At 47.6% G+C, this 21,097-nt stretch carries 23 protein-coding genes and 1 pseudogene; 15 read left to right on the forward strand and 9 right to left on the reverse strand.

The window, feature by feature from the left end; genetic code table 11:
• Positions 1 to 65: 65 nt before the first annotated feature.
• From GPK88_RS15245 to GPK88_RS15275, 7 genes and pseudogenes are all read right to left on the reverse strand, one after another.
• A pseudogene (locus GPK88_RS15245) lies at positions 66 to 710 on the reverse strand (type IV secretory system conjugative DNA transfer family protein); the annotation flags it as partial.
• On the reverse strand, positions 707 to 1,177 hold the full coding sequence (locus GPK88_RS15250; protein WP_215696610.1) for a PcfB family protein: 471 nt from the start codon (positions 1,175 to 1,177) through the stop codon (positions 707 to 709). The pseudogene GPK88_RS15245 and the gene GPK88_RS15250, both read right to left, overlap by 4 nt.
• Before the next feature lie 91 nt (positions 1,178 to 1,268).
• Complete coding sequence (locus GPK88_RS15255) at positions 1,269 to 2,318, reverse strand: DUF8626 domain-containing protein (protein ID WP_215696612.1); 1,050 nt, start codon at positions 2,316 to 2,318, stop codon at positions 1,269 to 1,271.
• Positions 2,319 to 2,332: 14 nt separating this feature from the next.
• Positions 2,333 to 3,046, reverse strand: coding sequence for an antirestriction protein ArdA (locus tag GPK88_RS15260; RefSeq protein ID WP_215696614.1), 714 nt, complete (start codon positions 3,044 to 3,046; stop codon positions 2,333 to 2,335).
• A 4-nt stretch (positions 3,047 to 3,050) separates the two neighbouring features.
• Positions 3,051 to 4,136, reverse strand: a complete 1,086-nt coding sequence (locus GPK88_RS15265; protein WP_215696616.1) for a DNA cytosine methyltransferase — start codon at positions 4,134 to 4,136, stop codon at positions 3,051 to 3,053.
• Positions 4,123 to 4,479 (reverse strand): DUF7768 domain-containing protein, encoded by a 357-nt coding sequence (locus GPK88_RS15270; RefSeq protein WP_215696618.1) that lies wholly within the window; start codon positions 4,477 to 4,479, stop codon positions 4,123 to 4,125. The genes GPK88_RS15265 and GPK88_RS15270 overlap by 14 nt, the downstream gene beginning before the upstream one ends.
• A gap of 309 nt (positions 4,480 to 4,788) precedes the next feature.
• Positions 4,789 to 6,153, reverse strand: coding sequence for a ParB/RepB/Spo0J family partition protein (locus GPK88_RS15275; RefSeq protein WP_330626708.1), 1,365 nt, complete (start codon positions 6,151 to 6,153; stop codon positions 4,789 to 4,791).
• A 357-nt stretch (positions 6,154 to 6,510) separates the two neighbouring features.
• Between GPK88_RS15275 and GPK88_RS15280 the strand changes: the two genes are divergently transcribed.
• From GPK88_RS15280 to pgeF, 7 genes are all read left to right on the forward strand, one after another.
• The gene (locus tag GPK88_RS15280) at positions 6,511 to 7,386 is read left to right on the forward strand and encodes a methionyl aminopeptidase (RefSeq protein WP_173763129.1); all 876 of its coding nucleotides are present in this window, start codon (positions 6,511 to 6,513) and stop codon (positions 7,384 to 7,386) included.
• A gap of 152 nt (positions 7,387 to 7,538) precedes the next feature.
• Positions 7,539 to 7,886, forward strand: coding sequence for a 50S ribosomal protein L19 (gene rplS, locus GPK88_RS15285; RefSeq protein WP_015525316.1), 348 nt, complete (start codon positions 7,539 to 7,541; stop codon positions 7,884 to 7,886).
• A gap of 96 nt (positions 7,887 to 7,982) precedes the next feature.
• Positions 7,983 to 8,591: a signal peptidase I gene (gene lepB, locus GPK88_RS15290; RefSeq protein ID WP_173772561.1), complete on the forward strand. Its 609-nt coding sequence runs from the start codon at positions 7,983 to 7,985 to the stop codon at positions 8,589 to 8,591.
• Between the two features lie 28 nt (positions 8,592 to 8,619).
• Positions 8,620 to 9,477, forward strand: a complete 858-nt coding sequence (gene ylqF, locus GPK88_RS15295; RefSeq protein WP_148447229.1) for a ribosome biogenesis GTPase YlqF — start codon at positions 8,620 to 8,622, stop codon at positions 9,475 to 9,477.
• Entirely contained in the window at positions 9,477 to 10,232 is a 756-nt protein-coding gene (gene rnhB / locus GPK88_RS15300; RefSeq protein ID WP_148447227.1) for a ribonuclease HII, read from the forward strand. The genes ylqF and rnhB overlap by 1 nt, the downstream gene beginning before the upstream one ends.
• A 51-nt stretch (positions 10,233 to 10,283) precedes the next feature.
• Positions 10,284 to 10,643, forward strand: coding sequence for a YraN family protein (locus tag GPK88_RS15305; RefSeq protein WP_148447259.1), 360 nt, complete (start codon positions 10,284 to 10,286; stop codon positions 10,641 to 10,643).
• Between the two features lie 18 nt (positions 10,644 to 10,661).
• On the forward strand, positions 10,662 to 11,507 hold the full coding sequence (gene pgeF, locus GPK88_RS15310; protein WP_173772559.1) for a peptidoglycan editing factor PgeF: 846 nt from the start codon (positions 10,662 to 10,664) through the stop codon (positions 11,505 to 11,507).
• Here pgeF and prs read toward each other — a convergent pair.
• Positions 11,494 to 12,666, reverse strand: a complete 1,173-nt coding sequence (gene prs / locus GPK88_RS15315; protein WP_015525311.1) for a ribose-phosphate pyrophosphokinase — start codon at positions 12,664 to 12,666, stop codon at positions 11,494 to 11,496. The genes pgeF and prs overlap by 14 nt on opposite strands.
• A 144-nt stretch (positions 12,667 to 12,810) precedes the next feature.
• Here prs and GPK88_RS15320 point away from each other — a divergent pair, with 144 nt between their 5' ends.
• The 4 genes from GPK88_RS15320 to GPK88_RS15335 are packed head-to-tail and all read left to right on the forward strand — an operon-like array spanning position 12,811 to position 17,165.
• Positions 12,811 to 14,196 carry a DUF512 domain-containing protein gene (locus GPK88_RS15320; protein WP_173763134.1) on the forward strand — a complete coding sequence of 462 codons (1,386 nt, stop codon included), beginning with the start codon at positions 12,811 to 12,813 and terminating at the stop codon, positions 14,194 to 14,196.
• Entirely contained in the window at positions 14,159 to 15,484 is a 1,326-nt protein-coding gene (gene der, locus GPK88_RS15325; RefSeq protein WP_021975838.1) for a ribosome biogenesis GTPase Der, read from the forward strand. The genes GPK88_RS15320 and der overlap by 38 nt, the downstream gene beginning before the upstream one ends.
• Positions 15,485 to 15,488: 4 nt before the next feature.
• Complete coding sequence (gene plsY, locus GPK88_RS15330; protein WP_173763135.1) at positions 15,489 to 16,136, forward strand: glycerol-3-phosphate 1-O-acyltransferase PlsY; 648 nt, start codon at positions 15,489 to 15,491, stop codon at positions 16,134 to 16,136.
• Positions 16,137 to 16,148: 12 nt separating this feature from the next.
• On the forward strand, positions 16,149 to 17,165 hold the full coding sequence (locus GPK88_RS15335; protein WP_173763136.1) for an NAD(P)H-dependent glycerol-3-phosphate dehydrogenase: 1,017 nt from the start codon (positions 16,149 to 16,151) through the stop codon (positions 17,163 to 17,165).
• A gap of 118 nt (positions 17,166 to 17,283) precedes the next feature.
• On the opposite strand, the gene GPK88_RS15340 is transcribed toward GPK88_RS15335, so the two are convergent.
• On the reverse strand, positions 17,284 to 18,111 hold the full coding sequence (locus GPK88_RS15340) for an aldo/keto reductase (protein WP_173772557.1): 828 nt from the start codon (positions 18,109 to 18,111) through the stop codon (positions 17,284 to 17,286).
• Between the two features lie 346 nt (positions 18,112 to 18,457).
• Between GPK88_RS15340 and GPK88_RS15345 the strand changes: the two genes are divergently transcribed.
• The 4 genes from GPK88_RS15345 to GPK88_RS15360 all read left to right on the forward strand — a co-directional run bounded on the left by GPK88_RS15345 (position 18,458) and on the right by GPK88_RS15360 (position 21,043).
• Positions 18,458 to 18,850: a DUF8180 domain-containing protein gene (locus tag GPK88_RS15345; protein WP_173772555.1), complete on the forward strand. Its 393-nt coding sequence runs from the start codon at positions 18,458 to 18,460 to the stop codon at positions 18,848 to 18,850.
• A 65-nt stretch (positions 18,851 to 18,915) separates the two neighbouring features.
• Positions 18,916 to 19,098 (forward strand): CooT family nickel-binding protein, encoded by a 183-nt coding sequence (locus GPK88_RS15350; RefSeq protein ID WP_021975843.1) that lies wholly within the window; start codon positions 18,916 to 18,918, stop codon positions 19,096 to 19,098.
• Between the two features lie 93 nt (positions 19,099 to 19,191).
• Positions 19,192 to 20,124, forward strand: a complete 933-nt coding sequence (locus GPK88_RS15355; RefSeq protein WP_173772553.1) for a methylenetetrahydrofolate reductase — start codon at positions 19,192 to 19,194, stop codon at positions 20,122 to 20,124.
• Positions 20,125 to 20,272: 148 nt separating this feature from the next.
• Positions 20,273 to 21,043 (forward strand): ATP-binding protein, encoded by a 771-nt coding sequence (locus GPK88_RS15360; protein WP_173763138.1) that lies wholly within the window; start codon positions 20,273 to 20,275, stop codon positions 21,041 to 21,043.
• The last annotated feature ends 54 nt before the right edge of the window (positions 21,044 to 21,097 follow it).

Genomic DNA, 21,097 nt, shown 5'->3' on the forward strand with positions numbered 1-21,097 from the left:
TGACGATAGGCTACTGCTAATGGAATAACAGGTTCGGTCAGCGCCGAACAGTTTAATTACGCGACCTCGTGTCGCGCATAGGCCAGCGGATTGTAGTGCATGGATTTTGAAAAGTCGATACTGTTGAACACCCGCACCCTGTATTTCTCCCGTTGCAGAAACCGCCCGCACTGGTCGAGGGTGCCGCCCTTCGGGTCTACCACCACATACGAGGAATGGGCTTGAAGGAGCTGCGGGGTCAGCCAGAACCTTGTCTTTCCCGAGCCGGACGAGCCGATGACACAGGCGTTTAGGTTCCGGGCATTGGCGGGTATCTTCGGACGGGTGTTCATGGTAAGGAACTCCGTCCCGGTCAGAATGACATTGTTCTGAAATTTTGGGTCAACAAACGGCTTTATATCCTCCTTTGTTCCAAAGCGGGCGGTGCCGTATTCCGCATCTCGCCGGAATTTTTTCGCCTGCCTGATCTTTGACTGTATCAGCAGATACACCCCAGCCGCACCGGCAAGGCCCACCAGCAGGTCAATACCTCCCAGCCCCGGCCAGTAGGTTTCAAAGGCTTTGGGGAAGGTATCGAGCATCCCCATGAGCTTTGTCCCGAAGTCTGTGCCGGGGGCGATCCGGTAGGCCGTCCCGATTTTGGAGAAGAACCAGAACACAAAGAGGTACGGCAGGTTTGGGAGTACATATTTTCTGATTTTGTCACTCAACGTCCGTCCTTCACCGCCTCTCTGGTTCGCTGCTTTTCCTTTGCCTGTGTCCTGATCTGCTCCGTGAATTTCCGAAGCTGGCCGAGGATGGAAGCCTTGTCCTGCTCTTTATTCAGCACCTTTGAGCTGTACTTCTGGAAGGCCGCCGTGATAGCGTCCGCCTGATTGGCTTTGAAAAACAGCAGGTAATGACCGGGGCTCACTTTATGGAAAGCGTAGTCCACATGGAACTCCTTCGCGATCCGGTCAAAATCCTTTGGAGCTCCCACATAGGGCATGGCACTTTTGCCGCCATAGTGGTTCATCAGCTTTTTCACGCTCTGGCGTCCCTGCGGGGTCAGCGCCTTCCGGTGGTGCTTTTGCAGCGCCCGAACCACCTTGCCAAGAGCGGCAGCCAGCACTTTTCCTGTGAGCTTCGTTGTCCTGATCGAAAGGGCAACCGTTTTTTGGTTTACTTCTTCCTGCATAAAACCTCCTTTCCGTCGGGGTTCCCGCTATCCGGGAGGCCCCCGTACAGTCTCGGGGAACAGAAAACCTCGGGCCAATGTGGCCCGAGGCTTACCGCTCGGCATCCCTGCCGGACGGAGCTTTCTTTTCCGGCTCCGTCTGGACTTTTTCGCCCTGTTCCCGCATGGTTTGCAAGATAGAGGGCTTCTTTTGAAGCTGGGAGGGCTTTTCGCTGGACAGCGGCTTGATACATTCCAAGCGGTCAGCCGCCCGGATGGCGTTGTCCGTGAGCTGCCTCTGCCATGCGCCCACGCTGGGAGCCCAGCGGAAACCGTTGCTTTTCAGCTCGGCCCGGGTGTCCGCGTCAGGCTTTCCGTCAAAGAACACCTGCAAGCGGTTGTCCTCCCGGTTCATTTCCACACGGCCCCCATCGAACTCCCAGCCGGAAAATTCCTGCTGTGCCTGTTTGGAAAGCTGTTCGATACGGGCCTTTACCCGGCGGATTTCCGCATTGTTGTTGGTAAGCTGGTAGCTTTCAAAGGGCCTCGGATCGCTCCGCCAGCTTGACGCCATGCTTGCTTTCAGCTTTTCGATCTGATCCGGCGACAGCAGCGCACAGCCGTCCAGCTTGCCATGCTTGCGGTAATAGGCGTTGACCTCCTTCATAATGAGCTGGGAGCGTTCCAGCCCGTCCAGCTTCTTCTGGAGCTTTTCAATCGCTGCCGGGTCATCGGCGCTGATCCCGCCCATGCCGGTACTGCGTATCTTATCCAGCAGCCCTTGAATATACCGCCATTCCTCCATGTTGCTGTCCCGGGCCCGGTTCTGTTTTTCCTTCTTTCCCACCGGGAAATTGGCAGGTCCGGCGATCATCACAGAGGGAACCCTCGCGTCAATGGCAAAGCCCTGGTTCATGTTTTCGGCCAGCTTGCGGGCGTAGGTGTCTAACAGATGGTCAATCTTCTCATGGTACATGGGGTCCACCCGGGATTTCTGCTTTTCCGCTATGGCGGCGGCCTTGTCCACCATTGCCCGGTATTCCGCCGTTGCGCTCCCTTCATTGTAGTCGGAAAAGCTGTTCATTTCCTTTGCCCGGCGGGCGGCTCCTTCATTGATAGGGTAATAGTTGATGGTATGCACCTCCTTCATGCTTCGGGCCATGCTGGCCCGAAGTCTTACCGTTCTTCATGGGAAGGCCCCGCCTTGTCCTTCTTCGGAGTGGGCGGGGCTTCTTGAAACCGTTTGAGTGCAGCGAGAATGGAGTGGACAGGTTCGGCCTTTTCAGGATAGGCAAATATCCGGTGTTCCGGCGGAATGTCCTGCGGCCCGTGGTAATACTCCTTGAAGCCCTCCGGGACTGCCGACACATACCCACCGGGAGCGAATACGCCGCCCTCGTTGATACGCACATCCCGCCCGTATGCTTCATAATCGAAGTAGTTCTGAATGTGCTCCGGTATGTCGATAGTCCCAAGCTCGTCGGCGTAAAGACGGCCCAGCCCTTCATCATCGGAAATATCCGGGTAAAAGCGGTAAAGGTCAAGGTTCTGCGTCAGGTTTATCAAATCCTTCACGCTCCTTGTGTGGTTTCCTAAGACAAGAGCGGCTTCAAAGGTTTCCAGTCCGCCCTTATCCCGTACTTCCAGCAGGGCGTGGCCCAGCTCGTTCAGCTCGTCGATGTTCTCACATTCGTAGAGATGATCGTAGAGCCCCAGCACATCACTGTCAAAGCTGGTAAAGAACACTTCGCTGTACCGTTTCCCGTCTATCCCGATTTTGGCAAGGGCGGCCTGCAACTCCTGTGTCGTCATGGGGAAATGTACCGTTGTCCCTACCTCGATCCCCATTAAGGGGTACAGGGCTGTATTGGTTATATAGGCTTCAAACATAGGCTTATTCCTCCTTTCCGGCCCGGTCAGCCAGCACCTCATAGATCCCGGCCATAATGTAATCGGCACAAGGGAGGGCAATCGCATTTCCCAGCGCCTTGTAGCGTTGCAGAGGCCGGATCTCCATGTCGTCCGCCCCGTACTTTGTCCAGCCCTCTGGCAGCCCCATCAGCCGTTCACTTTCTGTTTCCGTCAGAAAACGGATACAGCCGCCCTCCGGGTCGCCCTCATACCAGAAGGCAAAGGGCGTTACATCACTGGCTAAAAGAGTGGGAAAAGGGTCAGTTGGTAATCCGAAGCTGTTTCGGAAGGCCGTTTCTTCCTGCCTTTTTGCCGCTCCCCGCATACGGAAGCACTGAAAGGGGTGGATGACTGGTATCTGCCGCCCTGTTTTAAAAGAAGCTGTTCGATCTCTTTCGGCGGCGGCCCGCCCGCCCTCTCCGCAAGGCGGAGGAAGTGGGAGCATTGGACGGGGCTTAAATAGTATGTCTGCGGCACGTCTGCCTCCAAAATCCGCCACGACGAAAATCCGCTGCCTTCGTGCCAGCCTTCGGGAGCCTGCCCAATACTGGGCGTCCATGAGTCGCCAGCACACATCAGGCGTTCCCCCTCGCACCATTCCGGCGTTTCCCCATCTTCCCGAAGGAGGCATTGGAACTTCGGTGTCCGAGAAGGCGGATAAGACGGCTCTAAAGTCCATCCGGTCATTTGTAGAAAACGCTCCCATGACGTTTTCCCAAACAGCGATAGCTGGATATAGGTTATCAGTAGCATCCCTCATTTCCTGTATGATACGAAACGCCTGATAGAACAGGCTTGATTTTGCCCCGGCAAGGCCGGAGCGGTTGCCGATCAGAGAAAGGTTCTGACAGGGGGAACCGAAGGTAATTACATGAACCGGCGGGATTTTCCCGCCGTCCACCTTCGTAATATCCCCCAAATGCACCATGTCGGGAAAGTGCCTTTTGGTTATGGAGATGGGCGCTTTTTCAATCTCACTGGCCCATACCGGACGGATACCGCACCGGGAAGCAGCCAGAGGGAACACGCCAATTCCGTCGAAAAGGCTTCCCAGCTTAATGTCCGGCATGGCCCGGGGTGCCGTGTCCCTTCACGGCAAGCACCCCTTCCAGTGTGGTCGCCGCAATGCCCAGCCGCCCGGCAACCGCAATATCATTTTTTACATCCTCGTCCACAGCGCTGCCGCAGACAATCAGGATGTGGGAGCGCCGCAGCATATCCCGGCGCATATCAATCCCAGCCTTGTGTTCCTCGGGAACGCTGTCATTCAAAAACAGCGGCAGATACAAGAGCGGGCAGATCGGGGAAAAGCCCGCCTCATAAGCAAGACGGCAGTAGTGGGCCGCCAGCTCCATATCAACATCCGGCTCGCCGCTCCATGCGGCGGTCAGGTATGCTAAAGGTCGTTTCATTGGTTGAGCCTCCATTTCTGTTTTGGTTTAGGGAAAAGCAAGAGTTCGCCCAACCCCTCCGCCCCTTCCCCCGGGAAGGGGAACGGCTCTGGAGAATTTATATCCCCGTCGCTTGACCGGGAAAAAGCATAACCGGGAGAAATCCGTCAAGGGTGCCTCTGGCACCGCCTGCGGCGGCGCTGCCCTTGACTGATTTTCCCGGCTATGCTACGGAATAACTGGCGACGGGGAATAATTTATATCTCCAGAGCTTCGGGGCGCGGGGCAGAGCCCCGCAATCCTCGGGCCATGCTGACCCGAAGTTTGGGCTTACTTTTCCTGTTCGGTTTTCTTCTCCGGCTTTTCATGTTCCTTCTGCTGACCCTTCCAGTCGTCCAGCAGCTTGATGATCTGGTCCTTCATTTCCCTCGGCGTAGTTTCCTTGCCGAAATACTTGCTCAGTTCCGCACCTGTCAAAATCACTTTGTCTACCTCCTTTTTGTCCTCCATCATAATGCCGTCGATCACATCCCCGTTGAGCAGCTTCTTTTCGTCCAGCTCACGCATACGCTTTGCCTGCGCCTGTGAAGGCGAGGACTGCTGGCTGTCAATGGCGACGGCGATATAGTTCTGGTTCTTCTTGCCGATATAGGAAAGCTCCACCGCCGTAGTAAAGCCCAGCTTTTTTTCATCCATCAGCTTCATCAGGTCGGGAACCAGCTCATTGAGCCGGATATACCGCTGCACCTGCTTGACCGCCATCTTATTGCGCTCGGCCACGATCTCGTTGGAGCGTTTGCCAGCGTCCTTCGGGTCAATCTGGCCCGAAGTGCGGGAGCCCTGGTGCTTGATAGCTTCAAGCTGCATTTTCAAGGCTTTGGCCCGCTCACTGGGGAGGATTTCTTCACGCTGGTTCAGATTGTCCTCGACCATCTGGGTGATGGCTTCATCATCCGTCAGGTTTCGGACGATACAGGGCATATCCGCATATCCGGCAAGCTCGCTGGCTTTCTGGCGGCGGTGGCCGGACACGATCTCATAGCCGCCATCCTCACGGGGACGGACGATAGCGGGCTGGGTCACGCCCTTGTCTTTGACGCTGGACACCATAGCCCGCATTTCTTCATCATCCCGAACCTCAAAGGGATGGTTCTTGAAGGCGTGAAGCTCGTTCAGCTTGATATAGACGATCTGTTCCTTGCCCCGGCGTGGTGCATCCTTCGGTTTTTCGGGTTCCTTCGGAGCGGGAGCAGCCTGTACCGTTGGAGCCGTTTTTTTCTCCGGTTCCTTTTTGACCGCATTTTCCGGTTTCTGTGCGGGAGCTTTGGGCTTCGGGGTTGCGGCCTTGTCCTTATCTGCTTTCGGGGGACGGCCCCGGCGCTTCGGCTGTTCCGGCTCTTTGGGTTTTTCCTCCGCTTTCTTCGGAGCCTCCGGCTGCTTTTCCGTTTTTGCCGGGGCAGGCTTTTCCCCGCTGGGAGCTGCCGACCGTTCCTCGACCTTCTTTTCCTTCATAATTTCAGCGAAGTTATAGACGGAAACCTGCGGGTTCTTTACCTCTGGTTCCGTCTTTTTTTCCGGCTCCGGAGAAACGGAAACCTTCTCCGGCTCTTTTGGGGGAGCGGGAGGCGTTTCCTTGCCCGGCCCGCTATCCGTTACCGGCTGTTCCGGCGTTTTTGTGGTTTTATCATCTGCCATAAGCATTTACCTCCTGTTTTTTGGCATGAAAAAAGAGGCTCAACTTTTCAGTCAAGCCCCCGTGGGAAGTTCCTCCTTTCTCCGCCATGATACAAAAATACCGCCCGTAGTCTCGTTTGGGCGGTACTTTGTGTAAGATTGGCAGTCCATTATTAAGTTTTTTATTATGTTCCCTTTGTACACCGTTGCAAAACAAACCAAAAACACAAAGAATACTTTTCACCTAAAGAAAGTTGTGCTATGATAATCAGGCGGAGTAATTCTCCATGAAAAATATTACAGACAGATACCACATATCTGAATATATAAAATACAAAAGAAAAAGCAGCCATACAGCTGCGAAAAGGAGAAGGAAAGATGTCTAAAAAAATCGAGCGAAATGATCCCTGCTGGTGCGGAAGCGGAAAAAAATATAAAAAATGCCATGAAGCATTTGATGAAAAAATGGAACTCATGAAAAAGAAAGGATATGCAGTTCTTGACCATGATCTGATCAAGACACCTGCACAGATCGAGAAGATCAAAGAGAGCTGCAAGATCAATATCGCAGTTCTTGACTATGTTGCAGAGCATATTGGACCAGGCGTGACCACACAGCAGATCGATGACTGGGTACATGAGGAAACCGTACGCCATGGAGGAATTCCGGCACCACTTAATTATGAAGGTTTTCCAAAAAGCGTATGCACATCGATCAATGAGGTAGTATGCCATGGAATTCCAGATGAAGAGATTGTTTTAAAAGAGGGAGATATCGTCAATGTAGATGTATCTACCATCTATCAGGGATATTTTTCCGATTCCTCCCGTATGTTCTGTATCGGAAAGGTAAGTCCGGAGAAGGAGAAACTCGTCCGTGTGACAAAGGAATGCGTAGAGCTTGGCCTCGAGCAGGTAAAACCATGGACACCGATCGGAAATATGGGAAGTGCTGTGCACAAACATGCAGTGGAAAACGGTTACACCGTTGTCAGAGAAATTGGCGGACATGGTGTAGGCCTTGAGTTCCACGAAGATCCATGGGTAAGTTACACTTCCAAAGAAGATACAGGCGTACTCATGGTTCCGGGAATGATCTTTACCATTGAGCCAATGGTTAATATGGGATCTGACGAAATTTATACAGATGAGATTGATGACTGGACAGTGCGGACAGAAGATGGCCTGCCGTCTGCACAGTGGGAGATCATGGTACTTGTCACAGAAACAGGACACGAAGTACTTTGCTGGTAATTACTCATAGGTAAAAACACTCGAAAATCCGGGAAAAAAGTTCTTGCAATAGGAAGTTATCTAGTGTATAATCACTTATGTTGTGAAAAAAGATGGTCCTCTGTTACCACATGTGTATTAAGAACATCCAGTATAATTAAGGAGAGAAAGACATGAACGAAATTATTAAGAACATTGAGTCCGCTCAGCTGAAAGCTGAAGTACCGCAGTTCCGCGTAGGAGACACAGTAAGAGTACACGCACTGATCAAAGAGGGAACACGTGAGCGTGTTCAGATCTTCGAGGGTACAGTACTTAAGAGACAGGGCGGAAGCACAAGAGAGACTTTCACAGTAAGAAAGAGCTCCAACGGTGTTGGCGTTGAGAAGACATGGCCACTTCATTCCCCACATGTAGTTAAGGTTGAGGTTATCCGTCATGGTAAAGTACGTCGTGCGAAACTGAACTACCTGAGAGACCGCGTAGGTAAAGCAGCTAAGGTTAAAGAGCTTGTAAAATAATTTCATAAGTAAAGAGGCAGGGACAATAACATTTGCTATTGTCCCTCTTTTTACATCAGTGCGTATGCGTGTAAAAACACATACAGGGGATAGAATATGGGATTAAATAAGAAGATAAAGATTGATGATCTGAAGGATAACAGAGCTGTTTCCGAAGCCAGGGAGAAGCTTCGGGATAACAGGACAAGAGGAATCGTGAAGTGGGTATTTGAGATTATTGTAACTCTGGTTTTTGCTGTGCTAGTTGCGATTTCCGCATTTCAGACCGTGACGCTGCAGGAAAGCGCCATGGAACCCACATATTCTGTAGGTGAAAAATTTTTTGTAAACAGAGCTTTATACAAGTTCAGTTCTCCAAAACGTGGAGATGTGATCGTTTTTAAAACAAGTGCCAGTGACTCGGCAGCCCTGCATATCCGACGTGTAATCGGACTTCCGGGAGAAACTGTTCAGGTTAAAGACGGACAGGTTTATATCAATGGTAAAGTTTATGAAGAAAACGGAGCTTATCAGGATATGACAGATGGAGGACTTGCAGACAGTGCCGTAACACTGGAAAGTGGAGAATATTTTGTCCTGGGTGATAACCGTAACAACAGTGAGGACAGCCGCTTCAGCGATATCGGAAATATTAACAAGAAATACATCGTTGGAAAAATATGGTTTACAGTTTCTCCAAAAAATAAAATAGGATTTATAAAATAGAGCAAAGTACAGATAAATGAGGTGAATTATGAACGTACAGTGGTATCCAGGCCATATGACGAAGGCGAAACGCCAGATGCAGGAAGATATCAAGCTGATCGATCTGATCATTGAGCTTGTAGACGCAAGAGTTCCGCTTTCCAGCCGTAATCCGGATATTGATGAACTTGGAAAAAACAAGGCACGTATGATCCTTCTCAACAAGGCAGACCTTGCCGATGAGAGACAGAACCGTGCCTGGATGGAATATTTTAAAGAAAAAGGAATCTATGCGGTAAGTATTGATTCCCGCAATAAAGGCTCCATGAAGGCTGTTTCTGCGGCAATCACGGAAGCCTGTAAGGAAAAGACAGAGCGTGACCGCAGACGAGGAATCAAGAACCGTCCGGTACGCGCCATGGTGGCAGGAATCCCGAATGTTGGAAAATCAACATTTATCAATACCTTTGCAGGAAAAGCCTGCGCCAAGACCGGCAATAAACCGGGAGTTACAAAAGGTAAACAGTGGATCCGCCTGAATAAAAGCGTAGAGCTTCTGGATACACCAGGAATTCTCTGGCCAAAGTTTGAAGATCAGGAAGTGGGAATGCGTCTTGCCTATATCGGCTCTATCAAAGATGACATTCTGAATATCGAAGAACTTGCTCTTGGGCTCATCGGATATCTGCAGGAGTTTTACCCGGCAGCACTGAAAGAGAGATACAATGTGGAAGAAGGACAGAAGCCGCTGGATATCCTCACTGCAGTTGCAAAGGCAAGAGGCTGCCTGAAAAAGGGAGAAGAGCTTGATTATGAGAAGGCATCCCGTCTTTTATTGGAAGAATTCCGTTCCGGAAAACTTGGAAAGGTAACATTGGAATTCCCGAAAGAAACAGAGGAAGCATAATGGAAACAATGAAAGATATCAAGGCGCAGTTTGCGTCAGCGAAGGAGGGCGAATACAACGCCCTTTTTCAGCATTATGAAAACGATGAGAGAAGCGGTGTACAGAAATTGATCCAGCAGTACCGCAAAAAACTTCAGGCGCTGGAAAATGAACGTGCGCGCACAGAGATCATGAAGGAATATGAACATAAGTATGAACACCTGGGATATCTCTGTGGGATCGATGAAGTGGGAAGAGGCCCCCTTGCCGGCCCGGTAGTAGCCTGTGCGGTGATCCTTCCGAAAGACTGCGATATTTTATGGCTCAATGATTCCAAGAAACTTACAGCCAAAAAGAGAGAAGAGCTCTATGATGTGATCATGGAAGGGGCAGTTTCCGTTGGGATCGGAATGGCAAGTCCGGAGAGAATTGATGAGATCAATATCCTGCAGGCAACTTATGAGGCAATGCGCCAGGCGGTAAGTAAACTTTCTGTGCAGCCGCAGCTGCTTTTAAATGATGCGGTTACCATACCGGGGATCCAGATCCCGCAGGTACCCATTATCAAAGGTGACGCAAAAAGTGTATCCATTGCAGCGGCAAGCATTGTGGCGAAGGTGACCAGAGACCGGATGATGGAAGAATATGACAAGGTTCTTCCGGAGTATGGATTTGCCTCCAACAAAGGCTATGGGTCTGCAGCACATATTGAAGCATTGAAGAAATACGGGCCAAGTCCGATACACAGAAAAACGTTTATCACACATTTTGTATAAAAAATAAGATACGAAAGATACCGACATCAAAAACAGAAAGGTTTTGTTTTTCTGAAAGAAAATAGAAGACAGAAGGGCAGCTATTATGAGGGAATTGCTGCATCATTCCTGGAAGAAAAAGGACTGAAGATCAGGGAAAGAAATTTTCGCTGCCGAAGTGGTGAGATCGATCTCATTGGACGGGATGGAAGATATCTGGTATTTATTGAAGTGAAATACAGAAAGAACGGAAAAAGTGGAAGTTCTTTTTCAGCGGTAGGGAGAGAAAAACAGCGGATCATCAGCAGAGTGGCAATGTTTTACCTGATTGCACATGGATACCGGGAGTTGCCTCCCTGCCGTTTTGACGTAGTGGGTATTGATGGAAAAGAGATTCACTGGATAAAAAATGCTTTTGATTTTTGCAGATGAAAGGGCTGGTTACATAAGATGAAAATAAAATGGTATAAAGATAAGCAGTTAATGAATGTAAATCAGAAAAGCGGAGTTACGTGGCTGACGTATCCTGCTTTTGAGAAAATTCCCGGGATCGTACATGGTTTCAGTACCCGTCTGGGCGGAGTGAGTCAGGGGATTTATGAATCCATGAACTTAAGCTTTACAAGAGGAGATAACGAGGATGCAGTGCGGGAAAATTACCGCAGACTTTCGGATGCTATGGGATTTTCCATGGAAGATATCGTAACTTCAGATCAGACACATACCACCAATGTACGTGTGGTCACGGAAGAAGATAGTGGAAATGGAATCACGAAACCGAGGCCTTATACAGATGTGGATGGAATGATTACCAATGTACCTGGACTGGTTTTGGCGACCTTTTATGCGGACTGTGTACCACTTTTCTTTGTAGATCCGGTACATAAAGCGATAGGACTCTCCCATTCCGGGTGGAGAGGTACGGTAGGAAAGATCGGTAAAGTGACGGTGGAAAAAATGGCTGAGGAATTTCAGACAGACCCTTCAGAACTTTACGCAGCCATCGGTCCGTCTATCTGTCAGGACTGTTATGAAGTCAGTGAAGATGTGATCGATCAGTTTAAAGAAGCATTTGAAGAAAAATACTGGGATGTACTTTTTTATGAGAAACCAGATGGAAAATATCAGCTGAATCTCTGGGAGGCAAACCGAAGAATCTTTCTGGATGCAGGCATAAAAGAAGAGCGGATTTCCATGCCGGGCATCTGCACCTGCTGTAATCCGCTCTTTCTTTATTCACACAGGGCTTCTCACGGAAAACGTGGAAACCTGGGAGCATTTCTTACTGTTCGTTGACTTTTTTCATGAGATCCATGATCTTTTCGTTGCTGGAACGAACTTTCTCGACAGATACATCATGGTTGATGATATCGATGATACTTGCAAGATATTTGCTCATATTTGCCTCGATATAGTATGGACGGTCGAGAAGCTCAGGAATACGATAGTTAAGGTTGGTTGTGATAACTCTGTCAAGCCAGCCTTTTTCGTAATATTCGTCAAATTTAGCTACGCCGTCTGTAAACAGACCGTAGGTTGTGCAGACGAATACACGTCCGGCTTTACGCTCTTTCAGCTGACGGGCAACATCCAGCATACTTTCTCCGGAGGAGATCATATCGTCGATGATGACAACATCTTTACCCTCTACGGAATCTCCAAGGAACTCATGGGCAACGATCGGGTTCTTGCCATTGACAACGGTGGAGTAATCACGGCGTTTGTAGAACATACCCATATCAACTCCAAGGATATTGGAGAAATATACAGCACGTGACATAGCGCCTTCATCCGGGCTGATGATCATGAGGTGATCATTATCGAGTTTGAAATCCGGGACATTTTTGACCAGTGCTTTCAGGAACTGGTATGTCGGGAAAAAGTTATCAAAACCTTTCAGTGGAATAGAGTTCTGCACACGTGGATCATGAGCATCAAAAGTAATGATGTTGGAAACGCCCATTGCGCTTAACTCGCGAAGTGCAAGTGCACAGTCGAGAGATTCTCTCTTGGTACGTCTGTGCTGACGTCCCTCGTAAAGGAATGGCATGATAACGTTGATACGGTGTGCTTTACCGGTGGCTGCGGAGATAATTCTCTTCAGATCCTGGTAATGGTCATCCGGAGACATGTGGTTCTCATGACCGCATACGCTGTAAGTAAGGCTGTAATTGGTCACATCTACCATGATATAAAGGTCTGTTCCGCGGACGGATTCTTTGATGTAACCTTTACCTTCACCGGTTCCGAAACGCGGGCATTCGCAGTCTACAAGGAAAGATTTCTCTGCATAGCCCTGTGGGATAATGGTGGATTTCTTGGCTGCTACAAGTTCTTTACGGAATTTAACCAGCTTTTTGTCAACCTCCTCGGCCAGTTCGCGGCATCCGGCAAGTGCGGCGATTCGGATCGGGGCAACAGGCATAGACTTTTCCAGCAATTCTATGTTTGGCATAATATTCCTCCTAAGTGTATGTCATTAAAAATTCTCAGTCTATTTATAACATCAGACCCACGTGTCAGTCAAGGTGTTTTCTCAAAGTGTTGATTTTTAAGAGCAAAGTTGTTATTATATACGGGATAGAAAAGGGAGATAATGATGAAATTAAGAAAGCATATGATTTCCAGGGTGCTGCCCGACAGTATTGCCGAGGAGCTGGGGCTGGAACCGGGGGACAGACTTGTGTCTGTAAACGGTCAGCCTGTGGAGGATGTCTTCGATTACCGGTATCTCATGAATGAAGAGCTTGTGGTGCTTCTGGTAGAGAAGCCCGATGGCGAAGAGTGGGAGCTGGAGGTAGAGAAGGAATATGAGGAAGACCTTGGAATAGAATTTGAGAACGGGGGACTGATGGATGACTATCGTTCCTGTTCAAATAAGTGCATGTTCTGTTTTATTGATCAGATGCCGCCGGATATGCGTGAGACGCTGTATTTTAAGGATGACGATTCCAGGCTTTCCTTTCTTCAGGGAAATTATGTGACGCTTACCAATATGAGCGAGAAGGATATTGAGCGAGTGATCCGCTATCATCTGGAACCGATCAATATTTCATTCCAGGCAATGAATCCGGAACTCCGGTGCAAAATGCTGCATAACCGCTTTGCAGGAAAGGCCCTGGAGAAGGTGGATATGCTGTATAACGCAGGGATCACCATGAACGGACAGATCGTACTGTGTAAAGGTGTTAATGACGGGGATGAGCTGGAATACAGCCTTGAGAAGCTTTCGGCCTATGCTCCGGTTCTTCAGAGTGTTTCTGTTGTGCCGGTGGGACTTACCAAATACAGAAAAGGTCTCTATCCTCTGGAACCTTTTAATAAAGAAGATGCAGAAAAAGTTCTGAGTCAGATCGAACGCTGGCAGAAGATCATGGTGGAGAAGTACGGGATTCATTTTATCCATGCTTCGGATGAGTGGTATATTCTGGCAGGCAGGGAGCTTCCCTGTGAGGAGGAATACGACGGATATCTGCAGCTTGAAAATGGCGTGGGAATGTTAAGACTTCTGGAAACCGAAGTAAAAGAAACACTTAAGGAACTTACCGGTGATGACCGTAAGGTGACAGGCAGGATCGCCACAGGAAAACTGGCGGCGCCTTTTATTGCCCGCTATATAGAAGAAATCAAGAAAAAATTTCCCAATGTGCAGATTCCGGTCACAACCATCGAGAATCGCTTTTTCGGCGAAAAGATCACGGTGTCCGGTCTGATTACTGGTCAGGATCTGAAAGAACAGCTTTCCGGCCTTGATCTGGGAGAAAAACTTCTGATCCCGTGCAGTATGCTGAAAGGTGATGAGGAGATCTTTTTGGATGATATGACACTTAAAGAACTTTCTGAGGCACTGAAAACAGAAATTGTAATTGTAGACACAGGAGGACGTGATCTGGTAGAGGCTGTGATCAATCCTCCGAAACATAAACCAACAAGAAGGAGACAAATTTATGAGCAAACCAGTAGTAGCGATAGTGGGAAGGCCTAATGTAGGCAAATCCACTCTGTTTAACGCTCTGGCAGGTGATAATATTTCCATAGTAAAGGATACACCAGGAGTAACCCGTGACAGAATTTATGCAGATGTCACATGGCTTGACCGGACATTTACCCTGATCGATACAGGCGGAATTGAGCCGGACAGTAGCGACATCATTCTTTCCAGAATGAGAGAGCAGGCGCAGATTGCCATTGACACGGCAGATGTGATTATTTTTATCACAGATGTCCGCCAGGGCCTTGTGGATTCTGACGCCAAGGTGGCAGATATGCTCCGCCGCAGCGGCAAGCCGGTACGCCTTGTAGTCAACAAAGTGGATAGCCATCAGAAGTACATGATGGATGTATATGAATTTTATAATCTTGGAATCGGAGAACCGATCCCAATTTCCGCAGCCAACAGACAGGGTCTTGGAGATATGCTGGATGAGGTAATCAAAGAGTTCCCAGATAAGAGCGAGGAGGAAGATCAGGACGATATCCCGAAGATCGCCATTGTAGGAAAGCCGAACGTTGGAAAATCTTCTCTGATCAACAAACTTCTTGGTGAGGAGCGTGTGATCGTATCTAACATTGCGGGAACTACACGTGATGCCATTGATACCAAGGTTACCTGGAACAATAAGGACTATGTATTTATTGATACTGCAGGACTTCGCCGTAAAGGAAAAGTAAAAGAAGAGATCGAGCGCTACAGCGTTATCCGTACAGTAACAGCTGTAGAGCGTGCAGATGTGGTCGTAGTTGTGATTGATGCTTCCGAGGGAGTTACCGAGCAGGATGCCAAGATCGCGGGAATCGCCCATGACAGAGGAAAAGGTATCATTGTAGCTGTAAACAAATGGGATGCCATTGAGAAAAATGACAAGACCATCTACAAGCATACTGAGAAGATCCGTCAGATCCTTTCCTTTATGCCGTATGCACAGATTATTTTTATTTCTGCAAAAACAGGCCAGAGACTTCCGAAGCTCTTTGAGAATATCGATACAGTTATCGAGAATCAGACACTCCGTATCCAGACCGGTGTTCTCAATGAGATCCTTTCTGAGGCAGTTGCTCTCCAGCAGCCTCCGTCCGACCGTGGTAGAAGGCTGAAGATCTTCTACATGACACAGGTTGCGGTAAAACCGCCCACATTTGTAATTTTTGTCAACGATAAAGAACTGATGCATTTCTCCTATGTAAGATATCTGGAGAACAAGATCAGGGATGCCTTTGGATTCTCCGGAACTTCCCTGAAATTCATCATCCGCGAGCGCGGGGAAAAGGAATAAAAATATGGAACGTATTATTTGTCTTGTTATTGGTTATGTATGCGGACTTTTCCAGACAGGTTATATTATAGGAAAGCTTCACAAGACAGATATCAGAGAGCATGGAAGCGGAAATGCGGGAACGACCAACGCATTCCGCACTTTCGGAAAAAAGGCGGGAGCACTTACACTTCTGGGAGACTGCCTGAAGTGTGTGCTTGCCATTGTGATCGTGAGAATGATTTATGGGAACTCCATGAGCGGTATTCTCCCGCTTCTGACGCTTTATGCTGCTCTGGGCTGTATTCTGGGACATAATTTCCCAATTTCCATGGAATTTCGCGGTGGAAAAGGAATTGCAGCCTCTGTGGGCATGATCATTGCTTTTGACTGGCGGATTTTTATTGTATGTGCAGTTGTCTTTTTTGCACTGTTTTTTACAACACATTATGTATCTCTCTGTTCCCTCAGTGCCTATGCGGCAGCGTTTATCCTGGTCCTTGTTTTTGGACATATGGGAAAATACGGGATGGATCAGCCACATACTGTGGAACTCTATATTGTGATGGCGGTTCTTACAGCTATGGCTTTTTACAGGCACAGAGCCAATATTGGAAGGCTTCTTCATGGAACTGAGAATAAAGTATTCCTAAGCAGCAAGAATAAAAAATAAGAGGTAAAATTTATGGCGAAAATCAGCGTACTGGGTTCGGGGAGCTGGGGCATGGCCTTGGCACTCCTGTTGCATAATAACGGCCATGAAGTCCTTCTCTGGTCAGCAAGACCGGAGGATGCCCGGAAACTCCGGGAAAAAAGAGAAAATCCTGACCGGCTTCCAGGTGTACAGATTCCGGAAGACATTGAAATTCTGACGGATCTGGAACGGGCGATTAAAAGTGCTGATGTAACAGTGCTGGCAGTGGCTTCTCCGTACATTCGAAGTACGGCTCATAAAATGGCACCATTTATCAGGAAGGGTCAGAAGATTGTCAATGTTGCAAAAGGTATCGAAGAAAAAACACTGAAAACACTCAGTGACGTAATTGAGGAAGAAATTCCTGAGGGAGATGTGGCAGTTCTTTCAGGTCCAAGTCATGCGGAAGAAGTTGGAAAAGGAATTCCTACGACCTGCGTGGTCAGCGCACGTACAAGGGTGACTGCAGAATATCTTCAGAGTATTTTTATGAGTCCTGTATTCCGCGTGTATACAACGCCGGATATTCTGGGAGTAGAACTTGGGGGAGCACTTAAGAATGTGATTGCACTGGCAGCAGGTACCGCTGACGGATTGGGATATGGAGACAATACAAAAGCAGCTCTGATCACCAGGGGAATCACGGAGATTGCAAGGCTTGGAAAGAAAATGGGAGCACAGATGGAAACGTTTTACGGACTTTCCGGAATTGGTGATCTGATCGTAACCTGTGCGAGCGTACACAGCCGTAATCGAAAAGCCGGATATCTGATCGGTCAGGGATGTACAATGGAACAGGCTATGGATAAGGTACAGATGGTTGTAGAAGGTGTTTATTCCGCAAGAGCCGCAAGAGAACTTGCGGAGAAATATGAAGTGGAGATGCCTATCATAACGGAAGTGAACCGTGTACTTTTTGAGGGAAAATCTGCAGCAGAAGCGGTAATGGATCTGATGTTGCGTGACAAAAAAGTGGAAACACCGATGCTCCCCTGGGAAAATGTATGAGCCAGAAACATTCGCCCGCTTCAAACATATGAAATTCAGTTAAAAAAATAAAAAAGATATCTGCCAGAAGATTTTTTTAGGATCAGGCAGATATCTTTTTTATGTTATTATGAAAAAACTAAAACTGAATGTCACGGAGATCTTCCGGAACATGAGAAGTATGAAGATCTTCATTAAGCGTATCAATGATCGCCATGTCTTCATCTTCGATATTGAAATCAAAAATATTTCCATTGCTTCGGATACGTTCCGGATTGCTGGATTTTGGAATAACGGAAATTCCTTTCTGGATGGCCCAGCGAAGACCTATCTGTGCAGGAGTCCTTGCGTATTTGGTTCCCAGAACACACATGACATCATTGTCAAAATAGGCACCTCTTGCCAGAGGGGCATAAGCCTGTACCTGAATGCCAAAAGCCTTACAGTATTCGATCAGCTCGGATGGATAACACAGGGGATGACATTCAATCTGATTTACAGCCGGAATAATTCCGGAAATTTTACGGAGCTCTTCCAGATGCCGGATGTCAAAATTGCTGACACCAATACTTAAAGCACGTCCGGATTCCAGGATTTTTTCCAGTTCTTTCCAGGTGCTGAGGTAGCAGCCGGGAACTGGCCAGTGGATCAGGCAGAGATCAACATAACTGAGTTTCAGGCGGTCAAGACTGCGGGAAAAAGCACCCTGAACATCACCCAGGCGCTGAGCGGTGTTCCAGATCTTGCTGGTGATAAAAAGATCTTTTCGGGGAACTCCACATCTGGCAATGGCACGTCCCACACTTTCTTCGTTTTTGTAAACGGATGCAGTATCAATCATGCGGTAGCCTGCGGAGATTGCAGAAATGACAGCAGCCTCAGCCTGTACGTCGTCGGGCAACTTATATACACCAAGCCCCAGGAGGGGCATTTCTCTGTCGTTATTCAGAAAAACAGTCTCTCTCAAAATAATTCCTCCTTGTTTGTTCTGTTTCCCATGTTTTTGCTATTATAGCACAAAAATATGAAAGAATCACATCAAATATATTACAAAAGTGATAAAGCTTGATCCGGATTTCAAAGCTGCTATGAGCAATATTAGATGGTTTGGAAAAACTAACTTCGTTAAAATCGAAACAATCGGGTTAATTAACTGTCAAAGTTTTTGAAAAATCAGGAAAAATGGCGCATAATTTTGGATATTTTTTATAATAATTTTCTTGATAATAGAGGCGAAAAGATGTATAATGAATTTAATTGATAAATTCTTGTCATGAGCGTGTCCGCCCTGCGGATACAGGAAAGGGGTATTTATGCATTTAATCAAAGATGAGAATGGCAACCTTGTTCAGCATGGACATGCGGACAGCCACGAACATACACATGAGCACACTCACGAGGATGGAGTGACTCACAGCCATACACACAGTCATGCAGAAGGAGACAGTCACTGCCATACACACGGCGATGGCCACTGCGGTTCCTGTGAGTCCGGTGACTGCAAGAATGAGACTGTAGCACTTCTTACCTACATGTTGCAGCATAATGAGCATCATGCTGCAGAACTTGACCAGATGGCTGACAACCTTAAGAAACTTAATATGGATGCAGCTGCCAAGACAATCAAGGAAGCAGTATCCGATTTCCAGAAGGGTAATATGAGACTGGGACTTGCCCTTACCTTTGTTAAGGAAGAACTGAAATAAACTGACAGAATGATTTTGACAGCAGAGCGGAAGAACAGAAAAACGCTTATTTGGAGGAATTGATTATGTGTCTTGCAACTGTATATAAAGAAGAAGATAATTCAGTAATTTTTAAAAATGTAAGCCGCATTGATGTGGATGGAAATAAATTGATCCTTCGTGATATCATGGGAGATGAGCGCGTGGTAGAGGGCAGTATCCTCATGGTAGATCTGGCGAACAGTATCGTGAAACTGCAGTGTGACTAATATTACAGCAGTTTTATGGAAATGTGAACTGAGGGAATAACAGAGATCATTCCTATAAAAATATAATAACATTAAAACGTGGAGGGACGATCAATGAAATTATCTGAAGCAATGAGAGAAAAAATGCTGCTTTCCTTTGAACTTTTTCCACCAAAGACAGAAAAAGGTATGGCAAACCTGCCGGGAACCATTGAACATCTCATGAAGTATAGACCGGAGTATATTTCCTGTACATACGGTGCCGGCGGCGGAAATGTCGGTGCCAACAGGGAAGTATGCCAGATGATCAGGAATGCAGGAACCACTCCTGTAACACACTTCACAGTGATCAAGAATACAAAAGAAGGCATCAAAGAGCAACTGGAACAGTATCTGGCTGAAGGCGTAGACCATATGCTGGCACTTCGCGGAGATATTCCACTTGGTGAGACAACAACCTGCGGAGACTTCAATTATGCGACAGACCTTGTTAAATTTGTCCGTGATGAATTTGGCGATAAGTTCGAGATCGCAGTAGCCGGTTCACCGGAAGGCCATATCGCATGCAGAAGCTTGGATGCTGATATTGCTGTTTTGAGACAGAAACAGGACAATGGTGCTGATTATATCATGACCCAGCTCTGCTGGGATATGGAACAGTTTAAATACTGGTTGGACGCTATCCGCGAGGCTGGAGTGACAATGCCTGTAGATGTTGGTGTAATGCCGATCCTGGATCAGGCAGCTACCATTAATATGGCTCTTTCACGTAACGGCTGTGTAATGGACAGTGAGCTTTGCAGGCTGATCTCCAGAAACTGGCTGTTCCCGAATCCGTTTAACGCTAAAGATGCTGATGGTAAACCATTTGACATGTTCTATGAGGACAAGGTTAAACGATTCAAAGAAGAAGGAATCGAATACACCATCAGACAGATCGATGAGTATCGCGCTCTTGGTGTTGACGGTATCCATCTTTATGCATTAAACAAATGGAAGGATGTATCCGAGATCATTGACAGATCCGGACTTCGTACACTTATCTAATTATCAATAAACTGAATATGAATTCCGGCACAGTGCGGAGGTGCCAGAATAAAAAACAATATAACTGTATTGTTTTACCTTACGGGCACCTCCTTTATACGCCGGGCGTATCAGATTTTTATTTATGAAATCAGGAGGTGCCCGTTTTATGGCACATGTAATTGCAGTCGCAGGAAAAGGCGGCGTTGGAAAAACTACATTATGCGGAATGCTGATCCAGTATCTCTGCGAAAAGAAAAAAGGACCTGTACTGGCTGTAGATGCAGATGCCAATTCAAACCTGAATGAGGTTCTTGGCGTAGAAGTAGATACCACACTGGGAGATGTCCGTGAGGAGATCGCTCATGCGGAACTGGCAGAAAAAAGTCCGATCCCGACAGGAATGTCCAAGGCAGATTATGCAGAGGTACGTTTCGAGGATGCCCTTACAGAGGAAGATGATTATGATCTTCTTGTGATGGGAAGAACGCAGGGAAAAGGATGCTATTGCTTTGTAAATGGACTGCTTCAGGCTCAGCTTGCCAAATACCAGAGAAATTATCCGTATATTGTTGTAGATAATGAAGCAGGAATGGAACACATCAGCAGAGGAATTCTTCCAAGCATGGAAACAGCGATCCTCGTAAGTGACTGTTCCAGAAGAGGCGTACAGGCAGTTGGCAGAATCGCGGAACTGATCCGGGAATGTGAAATGAAGCCTTCCAGAGTAGGTCTTATCATCAATCGCGCACCAAAAGCAGAACTGAATCCCGGAATCCTTGAGGAGATCCAGAAACAGGGACTCGATCTGATCGGTGTAGTACCACAGGATGAGGCAGTTTATGAATATGACTGTGACGGAAAACCAACCGTTACTCTTCCAGAGGACAATCCGATGAGAAAAGCAGCTTTTGAAATTTTTGACAAATTAGGTTTATAAAAACCTTTTTTTAAAACTGAAAATAACCCATGGGTGGGGATGGGTTCCTGTCCA

The sequence above is a fragment of the Blautia sp. MCC269 genome (assembly GCF_018785655.1).
Lineage (GTDB): Bacteria > Bacillota > Clostridia > Lachnospirales > Lachnospiraceae > Blautia_A.

What these genes read in the sequence shown, in the direction of transcription:
- GPK88_RS15250 (WP_215696610.1), bottom strand. Translation starts at nt 1,177, where the DNA reads ATGCAGGAAGAAGTAAACCAAAAAACGGTTGCCCTTTCGATCAGGACA.
- GPK88_RS15255 (WP_215696612.1), bottom strand. Translation starts at nt 2,318, where the DNA reads ATGGCCCGAAGCATGAAGGAGGTGCATACCATCAACTATTACCCTATC.
- GPK88_RS15260 (WP_215696614.1), bottom strand. Translation starts at nt 3,046, where the DNA reads ATGTTTGAAGCCTATATAACCAATACAGCCCTGTACCCCTTAATGGGG.
- GPK88_RS15265 (WP_215696616.1), bottom strand. Translation starts at nt 4,136, where the DNA reads ATGCCGGACATTAAGCTGGGAAGCCTTTTCGACGGAATTGGCGTGTTC.
- GPK88_RS15270 (WP_215696618.1), bottom strand. Translation starts at nt 4,479, where the DNA reads ATGAAACGACCTTTAGCATACCTGACCGCCGCATGGAGCGGCGAGCCG.
- GPK88_RS15275 (WP_330626708.1), bottom strand. Translation starts at nt 6,153, where the DNA reads ATGGCAGATGATAAAACCACAAAAACGCCGGAACAGCCGGTAACGGAT.
- GPK88_RS15280 (WP_173763129.1), top strand. Translation starts at nt 6,511, where the DNA reads ATGTCTAAAAAAATCGAGCGAAATGATCCCTGCTGGTGCGGAAGCGGA.
- rplS (WP_015525316.1), top strand. Translation starts at nt 7,539, where the DNA reads ATGAACGAAATTATTAAGAACATTGAGTCCGCTCAGCTGAAAGCTGAA.
- lepB (WP_173772561.1), top strand. Translation starts at nt 7,983, where the DNA reads ATGGGATTAAATAAGAAGATAAAGATTGATGATCTGAAGGATAACAGA.
- ylqF (WP_148447229.1), top strand. Translation starts at nt 8,620, where the DNA reads ATGAACGTACAGTGGTATCCAGGCCATATGACGAAGGCGAAACGCCAG.
- rnhB (WP_148447227.1), top strand. Translation starts at nt 9,477, where the DNA reads ATGGAAACAATGAAAGATATCAAGGCGCAGTTTGCGTCAGCGAAGGAG.
- pgeF (WP_173772559.1), top strand. Translation starts at nt 10,662, where the DNA reads ATGAAAATAAAATGGTATAAAGATAAGCAGTTAATGAATGTAAATCAG.
- prs (WP_015525311.1), bottom strand. Translation starts at nt 12,666, where the DNA reads ATGCCAAACATAGAATTGCTGGAAAAGTCTATGCCTGTTGCCCCGATC.
- GPK88_RS15320 (WP_173763134.1), top strand. Translation starts at nt 12,811, where the DNA reads ATGAAATTAAGAAAGCATATGATTTCCAGGGTGCTGCCCGACAGTATT.
- der (WP_021975838.1), top strand. Translation starts at nt 14,159, where the DNA reads ATGAGCAAACCAGTAGTAGCGATAGTGGGAAGGCCTAATGTAGGCAAA.
- plsY (WP_173763135.1), top strand. Translation starts at nt 15,489, where the DNA reads ATGGAACGTATTATTTGTCTTGTTATTGGTTATGTATGCGGACTTTTC.
- GPK88_RS15335 (WP_173763136.1), top strand. Translation starts at nt 16,149, where the DNA reads ATGGCGAAAATCAGCGTACTGGGTTCGGGGAGCTGGGGCATGGCCTTG.
- GPK88_RS15345 (WP_173772555.1), top strand. Translation starts at nt 18,458, where the DNA reads ATGCATTTAATCAAAGATGAGAATGGCAACCTTGTTCAGCATGGACAT.
- GPK88_RS15350 (WP_021975843.1), top strand. Translation starts at nt 18,916, where the DNA reads ATGTGTCTTGCAACTGTATATAAAGAAGAAGATAATTCAGTAATTTTT.
- GPK88_RS15355 (WP_173772553.1), top strand. Translation starts at nt 19,192, where the DNA reads ATGAAATTATCTGAAGCAATGAGAGAAAAAATGCTGCTTTCCTTTGAA.
- GPK88_RS15360 (WP_173763138.1), top strand. Translation starts at nt 20,273, where the DNA reads ATGGCACATGTAATTGCAGTCGCAGGAAAAGGCGGCGTTGGAAAAACT.